This window comes from Stenotrophomonas sp. STEN035 (assembly GCF_056759935.1).
In genome coordinates this window covers 99,424-108,731 of record NZ_JBRRDY010000012.1, presented here as the reverse complement: position 1 = coordinate 108,731, position 9,308 = coordinate 99,424, and the positions used below count along the sequence as shown (strand labels likewise).

At 62.6% G+C, this 9,308-nt stretch carries 13 protein-coding genes; all 13 read right to left on the bottom strand.

Annotated features, from left to right (window positions below):
- Positions 1-2: 2 nt before the first annotated feature.
- The 13 genes from ACVOLL_RS08765 to ACVOLL_RS08705 all read right to left on the bottom strand — a co-directional run bounded on the left by ACVOLL_RS08765 (position 3) and on the right by ACVOLL_RS08705 (position 9,212).
- Positions 3-773, bottom strand: a complete 771-nt coding sequence (locus ACVOLL_RS08765; RefSeq protein WP_481512542.1) for a hypothetical protein — start codon at positions 771-773, stop codon at positions 3-5.
- Position 774: 1 nt separating this feature from the next.
- Positions 775-1,224: an N-acetyltransferase family protein gene (locus ACVOLL_RS08760; protein WP_481512541.1), complete on the bottom strand. Its 450-nt coding sequence runs from the start codon at positions 1,222-1,224 to the stop codon at positions 775-777.
- Entirely contained in the window at positions 1,224-1,769 is a 546-nt protein-coding gene (locus tag ACVOLL_RS08755) for a DUF6445 family protein (protein ID WP_481512540.1), read from the bottom strand. Before ACVOLL_RS08755 ends, ACVOLL_RS08760 begins: the two co-directional genes overlap by 1 nt.
- A 2-nt stretch (positions 1,770-1,771) precedes the next feature.
- Positions 1,772-1,990 (bottom strand): hypothetical protein, encoded by a 219-nt coding sequence (locus tag ACVOLL_RS08750; RefSeq protein WP_481512539.1) that lies wholly within the window; start codon positions 1,988-1,990, stop codon positions 1,772-1,774.
- Complete coding sequence (locus ACVOLL_RS08745; protein ID WP_481512538.1) at positions 1,990-3,960, bottom strand: packaged DNA stabilization protein; 1,971 nt, start codon at positions 3,958-3,960, stop codon at positions 1,990-1,992. Before ACVOLL_RS08745 ends, ACVOLL_RS08750 begins: the two co-directional genes overlap by 1 nt.
- Positions 3,942-4,391, bottom strand: a complete 450-nt coding sequence (locus tag ACVOLL_RS08740) for a packaged DNA stabilization gp4 family protein (protein WP_481512537.1) — start codon at positions 4,389-4,391, stop codon at positions 3,942-3,944. Before ACVOLL_RS08740 ends, ACVOLL_RS08745 begins: the two co-directional genes overlap by 19 nt.
- The gene (locus ACVOLL_RS08735) at positions 4,388-4,636 is read right to left on the bottom strand and encodes a hypothetical protein (protein ID WP_481512536.1); all 249 of its coding nucleotides are present in this window, start codon (positions 4,634-4,636) and stop codon (positions 4,388-4,390) included. Before ACVOLL_RS08735 ends, ACVOLL_RS08740 begins: the two co-directional genes overlap by 4 nt.
- 49 nt (positions 4,637-4,685) lie before the next feature.
- Positions 4,686-5,876, bottom strand: a complete 1,191-nt coding sequence (locus ACVOLL_RS08730) for a P22 phage major capsid protein family protein (RefSeq protein WP_481512535.1) — start codon at positions 5,874-5,876, stop codon at positions 4,686-4,688.
- 20 nt (positions 5,877-5,896) lie between these two features.
- Entirely contained in the window at positions 5,897-6,724 is an 828-nt protein-coding gene (locus ACVOLL_RS08725; protein WP_481512534.1) for a hypothetical protein, read from the bottom strand.
- A 27-nt stretch (positions 6,725-6,751) separates the two neighbouring features.
- Positions 6,752-7,969 (bottom strand): portal protein, encoded by a 1,218-nt coding sequence (locus ACVOLL_RS08720; protein ID WP_481512533.1) that lies wholly within the window; start codon positions 7,967-7,969, stop codon positions 6,752-6,754.
- Positions 7,970-8,179: 210 nt separating this feature from the next.
- Complete coding sequence (locus ACVOLL_RS08715) at positions 8,180-8,548, bottom strand: crAss001_48 related protein (RefSeq protein ID WP_481512532.1); 369 nt, start codon at positions 8,546-8,548, stop codon at positions 8,180-8,182.
- Positions 8,545-9,006, bottom strand: a complete 462-nt coding sequence (locus tag ACVOLL_RS08710; protein ID WP_481512531.1) for a lysozyme — start codon at positions 9,004-9,006, stop codon at positions 8,545-8,547. Before ACVOLL_RS08710 ends, ACVOLL_RS08715 begins: the two co-directional genes overlap by 4 nt.
- On the bottom strand, positions 9,003-9,212 hold the full coding sequence (locus tag ACVOLL_RS08705) for a hypothetical protein (RefSeq protein WP_481512530.1): 210 nt from the start codon (positions 9,210-9,212) through the stop codon (positions 9,003-9,005). The genes ACVOLL_RS08710 and ACVOLL_RS08705 overlap by 4 nt, the downstream gene beginning before the upstream one ends.
- Positions 9,213-9,308 lie beyond the last annotated feature (96 nt).

The following is a 9,308-nucleotide window of genomic DNA, read 5'->3' as shown; positions in this document are numbered from 1 at the left end:
GCTCAACCTCCCCATGCCGACTGGCGGCCATTGCCGGCCAGCCAGTTTTGATTGTTGCCAAAGTTCAAGGTGCTGCCCTGTCCCGCTGCGATGGACTGGCCCCAGTTGGAGGTTTGCCCGAGATTGGCTCCGCTACCACCGAACAGGCTGCCGAGGCCGCTGCCGCCACTACCGCCACCTGCGCCCATGTAGGTCGATGCTGCTGATGCCAACGCATTCCCGTAGCCCGCCTGCGCACCGGCCGTGGCAGAGGCACGCTGCGCGTCTGCCTGCCCCTTGATGCCCATCGCGTTTGCGAACTGGTTGCCGTAGTTCTGGCCCAGCTGCCCCATGTACTGCGACTGGTTCTGCCCCATGTTCGCCAGCTGCATCAGGTTGCCGCGATAGTTGTTTAGGTTCTGCGAGGCGAGGCCAGAGGCGAACGTCATGCGGTCGGCATCGGCACCGCCTGAAAACAGGCTCCCCCGGGCTGCTGCACTACGGTCCAACCCCTGTAGCCCCTGCTGCTGTGCAAACAGGTAGTCGGGCGATGCGTTGAAGCCCGAGTAGTCGCCACTGTTCACGGCATCGAGCTGGCCGAGCGCATTGGTGCCAGCCTCATAGAACGGCTTGGCCTGCTCCAAGGACTGATCGTAGATGCCCTGTTGTTTGTCGATGGTCTGCTGGGCGGCGTTGCCCATTGCCTTGCCAGCCTTCTTTGCGGCGGCGCCTTGGCGATTGGCGGAATACGCCATGCCTGCACCGACGACGACTGCTGCGGTTACTGCGGCCATATCAGAGGTCCTTTGTGAAGCTGATTTCGGATTCGGCATAGCCGGCGTGGCGGTACAACGCTGCGGCCTGCGGCGGGCTGTTTGGCATGTGCACCATCTGGATGCGGTCAGCGCCTGCGTCGCGGCAGGGTTGCTCGACTACGGCCAGCAGCTGGCTGGCGATGCGTGAACCGCGTGCGTCCGGTGCAACCCACCAGACGATTTCCACAGCGAACTTGCGGTTCTGGTTGAACAGGAACGGCGCGATCATCAGGCCGATCATTCCGACCAGCTCGCCATCGCGCTCGGCAACGAAGAACACATCGTTCTCGATCAGGCCGGCGGCCAGGCCGGCGACGCTCGCCTCGTCCATCTCGCACCAATCGGCGTAATGCGTCGTCGGGTAGAAACGAGCGGACATGCTGACGATCACCGGCACGTCGGCCAGTGTTGCTTTGCGGATAATGGTCATCAGGCCCTCGGGCTGAAAAATGCGACAGCGATAAGTCGCCCGGTGTCGTGACGGGTACCGAATGCCGCAAACGGCCACCGGCTATGGAACAGCGCCGATTCGTAGATGACGCAGCGACCAAGCTTCATTTCAGCCAGGCCGATCTGGTCCCACTTGCTGGCGTCGTCCCAGTCGTGGCGGACCGCTTCGAACAAGGCCATATCACCCTGATCAATACGCGCCGCACCGGTCTGTTTGTGTCGCCAGAAGGCCGTTCCGCCCTCTCCTTCGCTCAGATACAGCACCGCGGCGTGCGTGCCCCAGCCCATATCGGAGTGAATGGCGGCATTCGGCAGCTCGCCATTGAAGTTCAGCCGATAGCCCATGCCCAGCATCTCAACCGGCCCCATGGCGCGCTCGATGCCCTCACGAAGCCCGGGCACGTCAGCGATGGCAATGCGCTTGTAGATTTCGCCGTCTGGCCCATGCCAATCGACGTAGTTCGCGCACAGTCCTGCCGCCCGTACCGACTCAGCGTCGGACAGGAAATCATCAATGATCAGCATCGTCAGCCCCTCGGCTCTATGCGCAGGCTTGCGCCCAGCAGATCCCGCTTCACCGGGCTGGAGATTTGAATCTGGAAGACGAAGCGGTAGCCCTCACCCAGTCGGGTGAAGCGCACGCGCTGCTGGTATTCGCCGATTGCGCCCAGGGAGCGCTTCTTCCAGTTCGACCAGTTGCGCCCGCCGTCCTTGCTGTAGCGAACCAGGACATGGTGGTCAGGCATTAATCCACCCCCGTCACGTCAATAACTGCTGCTACATAAAACGCATTGTTGGCAGGAATACCGGTGTAGAAGTCGTCCATACGGATGGCGATGCTGTTTGCCCCTGCGGCCAACTCCAATCCAGTAAGTGGGAAGGTCGCGCCAGCACCAACTGCGGCCGGTGTTTCATCTGCATGGATTACCTCTCCATTCAAATAGACCGCGTAACCACCATCGATCCAAATGACCAAGTTCGCATTAACCACCATGGCCTGAGCCGAATGGATATTGCAGCGCAGCCAGAGCCTGCTGTTCTGAGCGACTGTGGTTGCAATCTGTTCAGAGAATCGACTGTCGTAGGCATGCGCATTGACGCCGACCACCGGGCGGTACGATATGTCACCAAATGGACCAGCCCCTTCAGCCCAGGACGAATCATCAAAGCCCGGGGCGGAATAATCAGTGCTATCTGACTTGGAAATGACCAGGTACTTCCATGAGATCTCTGGCGGCAGGATATTGCTGTCCGCGATTGCCATGGAATCCGAAACTGATGCGTAGAGGCCATTGGTGTCCGTGACCCGCACCGTCAATGGGAAATCTCCAGCAGAAACGGGAGTTCCGCTTATGGCTGCAGCTGGGCTAGAAAGCACCAGTCCGTCCGGAAGCCCCCCATCCCCTATCACTGCTCTGGATATTGGCGCATCGCCAGCGGTTACTGCGTACCCAAAAGAATAGGAGAATCCCGTCACTCCATCCGGGGCAGATCCTGATATTGAAGGTCCGGTTGGCTGCGCCGGAAAGGCGATAGGCTCTGTTGGCTCTCGGCCAACATCGAACAGCAGTTCCATCTCAGGTATGCCGATGCGGTTGCCGCTGTCGCTGACCTCGGCGGAGGTGTAGGTGGCAATAAGCTCGTCGTCGCCCTCCAGAACATAGTCCCAATCCAGCAGCCAGAGCCGGCCGTCTTGAAAGTCACCACCGATCCACTTCCGGCCCCACGACGTGACTGTGTTCAACCGCCAACGCTTGAATCCGAAGGACTGGCGACGGTGCCACGGGCCAGCCACCACGTCATAGCCGAACGTCTCGCCATCAGGGAAGGTGATGTAGTAGACCTTGTGCCCCTCATCCTCCCAGGTGAATGCAAATGCATTCGCCCAGTCGTATTTGGCGATGGCCTTTTCGATGGCGCGGGTGCTGATCGGCAGGGCGCGCAAGCCGTCCAGTCGATAGATAACCCCGTCATTGCCCAGCCACATGACCGAGTTGTCGAGGTTCTGAATGGTCTGCAGCGAGGCGCAGCCAACATCGATGGTCGCCCCGGTGGACTGGAACGTCCCTGTAGCCTGCCCGGTGTTCCGGTAAAACTCGGTCGTGCGCTCGCCGAACAGAAGGACATCGCCCTGGCTGACGGCAACGCCAACAATCCGATCAGGCTGGCTCTCTGCCTCGCCACGGTCCAGCGTGTTGTAGCTCAGGCCATCGGCAAGGCCCGAATGGAACCAATACCGACCGAACGGCTCGATCCAGAACAGGTAGCCGTTGATGAAGACGACATCGATCGCGCCCGGGAAGCCCTCATCCGTGATGCGGGTGAACACTTGCGTCACGGTGTTGTAGATGTAACCCGACTGGCCATTCGCGATGGCGATCTGGTTGCCGCTCTTGATCTGGTTGTGGGCCATGCGAACACGGCCAACGCCAGGAACGGTGCCGCGCGGGATGCCGACGCCCTTCGAGCTCACCTCGTACAGGGTCTGCGCAGAGACGACGAACAGGCGACCCTCGGCGTTGTGCGCGCCGCGAATAGGTCCTTTGCCAATCCGCTGATACGGCTTCAGCCCCGGCGGCGTGCGCAGCTTGAACTGCGTCGTCGTGCCAGGCTGGTCCGCTACCACCGGCAGGAAGTTGCACACGTCTTGCACCGACCACGCCGGAGAGTCGTCGCGGTTGAAGCCGCCCAGTAGGCTTACGGGAGATGAGCGCATTGGCAGTCTCCGCCGCACTTGAAGCAGGGGCCGCACGACCGCTGGCCAGTACCGACCGGAAGGTCGCAGTAGCTGACGCGCGGATGTTTTTCTTCCTCGACCTTGCGGGCGATATAAGCCGAGATGGTGGCCATGCCGGTGCGGGCCATGGCCACAACATCAGGGTCCAGCGTTGCTCCATAGTGCGGGCGCAGCCGGACGGCCAGGTTGTAGATCAGCGCCTCATCTGCCCATACCGGCGAAGTCAGCACGTCGTCAGGTCCGGAAACGGCAACCCAATCAAGGTCCCAGCCGTCTATTGCCCAAGCCGCCATCATCGCGTTGAGCGCGCGCACGCCGTCGGCGAAGTCCTCGGCCTCCGGGGCCTCATTGGCGTCCACGACGCGCAACAGGCCGAGCGCGCTGCGGATGATGGCGGCGGCAGCGGTCATTCCGGCTTGCCTTCCAGGGCGGTGCGCAGACGGTCGATGCCCCAGTTCTTCTTGTACTCGATGCCGGCCGCGTCCAGCTGGGCGAACAGCTCGGTTTTCTCGTCGCCAGACGGCTTGCCTTCCAGGGCGGTGCCTACCGGCAGGAAGCCTTTCTCCTTGGCTGCGTCCTGCTCAGCCTGATCGGCCACGATGCGGTGCTCGGCGCCATGCTCGCCGCCGAGGTAAATCATCTTCGGGAATTCCATGAGCCCTCCTTCGGGCAGAGGGGCTGAGCGAACCCAGCCCCTCGGTTGGTTACTCGGTGATACGGACCGCGTGCAGGCCACGCACGGCAGCGAAGCCGTACAGCACGTCGATGCGGGTGTTTTCCAGGTCGTTGACGAAGTCGCCGCCGGTCATCACGCGCACGCTCAGACCGTTCGGCAGGCGGGCGGTGTAGCCCTCGCAGCCGGCGATGACGCCCAGCGGTGCCGCCGCCACTGTGAACGCGTCCTTGTGGAACATCAGGGACTGGCGGTAGCCGGTACTAGCCGCGCCAGCCAACGTCAGGGCTGCACTGTTGGCCGGCGAGGCGGTGACGTTCTTGCCCGGGCCGGTCGGGATGATTGCCGGGTAGATCGTCAGCGTGGTGCTGGCAGCATCAGCCAGCACGGTGAACTGCTGCAGCTTGCCGCTGTTCTCGCCAGTCAGCGGGTGCACGGCGAACACGCCTGCGATGGTGAACACCTGGCCCGCCTTGAAACCGGCGGTGGTAGCGGCGATGGTCAGCGCGCTTCCGGCCTGGCCTGCGCCAGCAACAGTCACGGTTGCGGCCAGGCCATTGGTGATCACCGGGATGCTCTGGTGCTCGTAGAAGTCTGCACCCATGGCGCGGCCCAGCGAGCCTTCAATGAAAGCCTTGCTGTTGGCGGCCTGCGGATTGAACAGCTTGCGGGCTTCATCGGTCAGGTTGACGTTGATTTCCGAGCTGATCAGCTGGTTGCGGTCACCGGCCGGGGCAAGGAAACGCTGCAGGACGGCGCGGGCTTCGGCGAAGGTCTTCATGTTGCTGGGCGCGGTGCCCGGGGTGCCGACCAGGTTGGGCGTGGCGATCACTGCACGCCGGATCAGGTCGGCTTCCACCACCGAGGACAGGGTGCGGATCTGCGGGCGCAGGATTCGCTCCTTGAAGTCGGTCAGGTCGAGCTTCTGTTCCTTGGAGGTGAACTTGATGCCGATGTGCTTCTGGGTGTCGAGCTTGATCGGCACCTTGTCCCGGATCACATCGGTGGCAGCACCACCACCAGCGAACACGGGGCCGTCGAACACGACGCCAGCACGCGGCACCTCGATATCGACGGAATCGCCCTTCTTGTAGCCGTTGACGGCCTCGCCGAACTCTTCCTGCCGGCCCTTGTTGACGTTTGCGAGGAAGGGGGCTTCCTCTTCCAGCATCTTCGCCGCCTCGCGGGCGATCATCTTGTGGGTCAAAATTACGTTTGGCATTGGGTATTACCTCGAATTGATCAGCCCTTGGCGCGCTGGCTGCGATACCACTCGTCATCGGTCTGCTTGTCGGGCGGGGTTTCCGCCACAGCTCGACCGCCGACGCGAGGAGCAGGCGCAGGGGCTTGGGTGATGGGTTTGATGGGTGCTTGTGCGAGTGCAGGCGCTTCCGGCGTGGCCGGCGCACCCTCTGGCGCTTCACTCATGCGCGACGCATAGCGTTCAACTGCGCGTGCCATCAACTCGGGGCGCATGGCCGCGAGGTTGAACAGCTCGTCCTCGTTGGAGGCAAGCTGATAGGCGATCTCTGCACCCTTGGGGTGCTGCATGATCGCGGCCTGAAGCTCCTGCGGCAGCAATTCGGCGGGGATAGCGCTCACAACCTCGAAGAAGTCCTCGTGGTCGTTCGCAAATTCAGCGGCGCGCTGTTGGTACGCCGCGACAGCCTCATGCTGCTTCTGGGCTTCAGCCCTCTTTGATTCGGTTTCCTGCTCGGTGGCCCGTTCCTGGTCGCGGTCCCACTTGGACACCGCCCGGGCATAGGCATGCGGGTCGTAGTCGAAGTCTTCGGGCTTGGGCTCCTTCTTCTCAGGCTCCTTGAAGCGGCTTTTCAGCTGCTCCAACTCCGCGCGCAAGGTATCAACCTCGCCGGCCCGCTTCTGCAGGCCCTGGATGTAGTCGCGCGTCCGGTTGCGCTTCTTCCCGTCGTCACCAGCCGGCGCTGCGGGGGCTGCGGGCTCGGCAGGCTGCACAGCCGTCACGTCATCGACGTAGGCGGGCTTCGGGTTCTGCTGCGGCAAAGCTTCGCCGCCACCCTGTTCCAGGGTGTTCGTTTCATCAGTCATCACAACCTCGTGGATCGGCCAGCCGGGCCGTTACGGTTGGGGCAAGCCCATGGGGAGCGGATCACCGCCCAAAGAGAAGCCGCCTTGCGGCGGCTGTTCGGGAATCATCATTGGAGCTGGTAGTGGCGAGCCTTGCAGCATCGTCACCTTGCCGGCGTTGTCGATCTGGATGGACTCGGTTTCGGCCTGCAGCTTGCCGACGGTCGCCTCATCTTTTTTGGCCGACGCCACATCCTTCGGGTTCGGCTGCGGCGGCGGTGGCGGCTGGTCGCCCTCCTCCGGCTCCATCAGACCTTGAGCAACCATCAGCTTGCGGACCTGCTCGCCCAACTCTTCAGCGCCGGGCCCATCCATCGACTTGACGATGTAGCCCGCGAGGATCGGGGCAATCGGCGGGAATGCCGGGCCGATCTGCGCCAGCAGCTGCGACATCATGTCCGCCGTTTCCATCCGTTGCGTTGCATAGCTGGGGCCGACAGTGACTGCAATGTCGTACTTACCCTTGGAAATGTCGTTCAGCACAACCGGCTGTCCGTTCGGACCAGCCACTTCCTCATACAGCGTCTTCCACTTCTCGCCGCCATCCTCGCCCAGTACGCGAACGACCCGTTTGGTGTCGTAGACCCGAGGAATCATGTCGCACAGGATCACGTAGGTACGACGGATCGAGTAGGCCAGATTGTCGGTGTAATTGAACGTCGCCGTGGCGCCCTGCTGCTTGCGGGCGTTGATTGCCCGGCCGCTCGTCTCATTCGACGTAGCGCCAAGGCTGGCGTTGAACTGGCCGGTGCTGGCCTTGATGTCCTCGTTATCGAGCGAAGCCAGCTGAATCAACGCAGCCGGGATTTCAGCCTGGCCGGCGCGCTGCGGCATTTGCTGCGCATCGTCGTTGACTGGCAAATACGGGTAGTCCTCGCTGTTTGCCTTCTTCCAGAACGATTCCAGACCCTTGATCCACGACAGCTTGACCAAGAACGGGGCCTTCGGAGCCTTCGCCACCGCCTCAATGGCAGCGGTCCGATGGACGTTATGCAGGCGCTGCTGGTCCTTGTTGGACCGCACCATGCCCTTCCACTTGTCCTCGCCGTCGATGCAGCGGATATGACCCCAGACCGGGATGATCGGAATGTGCTTGGTGGGCCACTCGTAGTCGTCGGTCAGCCACTCGTAGCCATTGGTCATTGCCATTGCGCAGATCAGCAGCAACAGCAGCAGGGATGGCCTCGGCCGCAGTGCGGTCTTCTTCATGTTTGGCTCCGATAGTGGCCAGTGCCTGGCTTTGTGACTGCTCGATGGTGCGCGCGGCCTGCACTGCCTCGACCTGAGCGGTCAGCGCCTTGATCTCCTGCCGAGCCTCGCCACCCTCGGCTCGATCACCACGCCACGCCCAGCCGGTACCGAACATGGCTGCGGACCACAGGACGAAGGCGGCGAGCGCGACGAGGGTGCGATTCACGGTCAGGCCTTGGCAGCTTCGGTGGCGCGATCAACACGCTTCCGGAGAACGTTCCCGTAATCAGCCATATGCAGGAACTGCGCAGACAGGTCATTACGGTCGTCTTCACTCAGGCCGAGGAAGGCCGGGGTCTTCAGGAATCCGGCCAGCTTGCCGTGGCGATCATCCAGCTCTGCCAGCTCGCCAGCCATGCGCTGCACATGCGGCGGGAGGTGGCTGATGTGGCCCAGCGGGAGATACGCCGCTTCGAACACGTCCTTCGGCGACCAGCTGGTGTAACCGTCGGCGTACTTCACGGAATAGCCGTCGACGCCATCCTTCTGCGCCGGCCATGCCTCGATGATCTTGGTTCCAATGTAATGCTGGGTCATGCCCTTCCCTCGCAGATGGCGCGCTCAGCGGCGCGGCGGTTGATCAGGCCTTGCACGCGCTTACCGCCTGCATAGACCCACTTGTCCAACTCGGGGCACCAGACCGATGCAGGCTGGCCGGCGTTGATCTTGCGCACCAGCGTCGAGCGGCAGGCTGCGCCGACACCGACGTTGTAGGTCCAGCTCAGCACCGCGGCCCACTCGCGCTCACGCAGGGGCTGCTTGATGCATTGGCTGATACCGGTGAAGTAGCTGCCCAGCTCGCTATTGAGGCGGTCGCTGCACTCCTTCTCCGTGTAGGTCCGGCGCTCGATGTTGGTCGTGCTGCCGTAGCAGACGGTCAGGACGCCGACGATGTCGCGGTACGGCTGGGCCTCGTAGCCCTCCCATGGCTTCACCAATGCGACCGCAGCCAGCACGACGCCAGCGATTGAACCGCCGATGATCTTGGCCTTCATTCGGCAGCCTCACTGCGGCGGGTCTGGCGCCACTCCCTGACCCACTTCCAAGCCAGATAGCTGATCTGTCCCACCAGGTAGATGGCCGTCAGCACCAGCACGATCCGGTCCAGACTGGCGCCGGCAACGACGGACCCAGCGACAGCTACTGGTGGTGCTGCCTTTGCCACAGCACTGCCCACGCTGCCGATGATCTCGTCGCGCATGTGAATCCCCTGAATGCTCCGGTGCGTCATAGCGCTCTCCCGGTGGTGTCGAATAGGCGCCCGTCACCGCAGCCCGACAGGCTCGATGATTGGTTC

What these genes read in the sequence shown, in the direction of transcription:
- ACVOLL_RS08710 (WP_481512531.1), bottom strand. Translation starts at nt 9,006, where the DNA reads ATGAAGGCCAAGATCATCGGCGGTTCAATCGCTGGCGTCGTGCTGGCT.
- ACVOLL_RS08750 (WP_481512539.1), bottom strand. Translation starts at nt 1,990, where the DNA reads ATGCCTGACCACCATGTCCTGGTTCGCTACAGCAAGGACGGCGGGCGC.
- ACVOLL_RS08755 (WP_481512540.1), bottom strand. Translation starts at nt 1,769, where the DNA reads ATGCTGATCATTGATGATTTCCTGTCCGACGCTGAGTCGGTACGGGCG.
- ACVOLL_RS08730 (WP_481512535.1), bottom strand. Translation starts at nt 5,876, where the DNA reads ATGCCAAACGTAATTTTGACCCACAAGATGATCGCCCGCGAGGCGGCG.
- ACVOLL_RS08740 (WP_481512537.1), bottom strand. Translation starts at nt 4,391, where the DNA reads ATGACCGCTGCCGCCGCCATCATCCGCAGCGCGCTCGGCCTGTTGCGC.
- ACVOLL_RS08765 (WP_481512542.1), bottom strand. Translation starts at nt 773, where the DNA reads ATGGCCGCAGTAACCGCAGCAGTCGTCGTCGGTGCAGGCATGGCGTAT.
- ACVOLL_RS08745 (WP_481512538.1), bottom strand. Translation starts at nt 3,960, where the DNA reads ATGCGCTCATCTCCCGTAAGCCTACTGGGCGGCTTCAACCGCGACGAC.
- ACVOLL_RS08705 (WP_481512530.1), bottom strand. Translation starts at nt 9,212, where the DNA reads ATGCGCGACGAGATCATCGGCAGCGTGGGCAGTGCTGTGGCAAAGGCA.
- ACVOLL_RS08720 (WP_481512533.1), bottom strand. Translation starts at nt 7,969, where the DNA reads ATGAAGAAGACCGCACTGCGGCCGAGGCCATCCCTGCTGCTGTTGCTG.
- ACVOLL_RS08735 (WP_481512536.1), bottom strand. Translation starts at nt 4,636, where the DNA reads ATGGAATTCCCGAAGATGATTTACCTCGGCGGCGAGCATGGCGCCGAG.
- ACVOLL_RS08715 (WP_481512532.1), bottom strand. Translation starts at nt 8,548, where the DNA reads ATGACCCAGCATTACATTGGAACCAAGATCATCGAGGCATGGCCGGCG.
- ACVOLL_RS08760 (WP_481512541.1), bottom strand. Translation starts at nt 1,224, where the DNA reads ATGACCATTATCCGCAAAGCAACACTGGCCGACGTGCCGGTGATCGTC.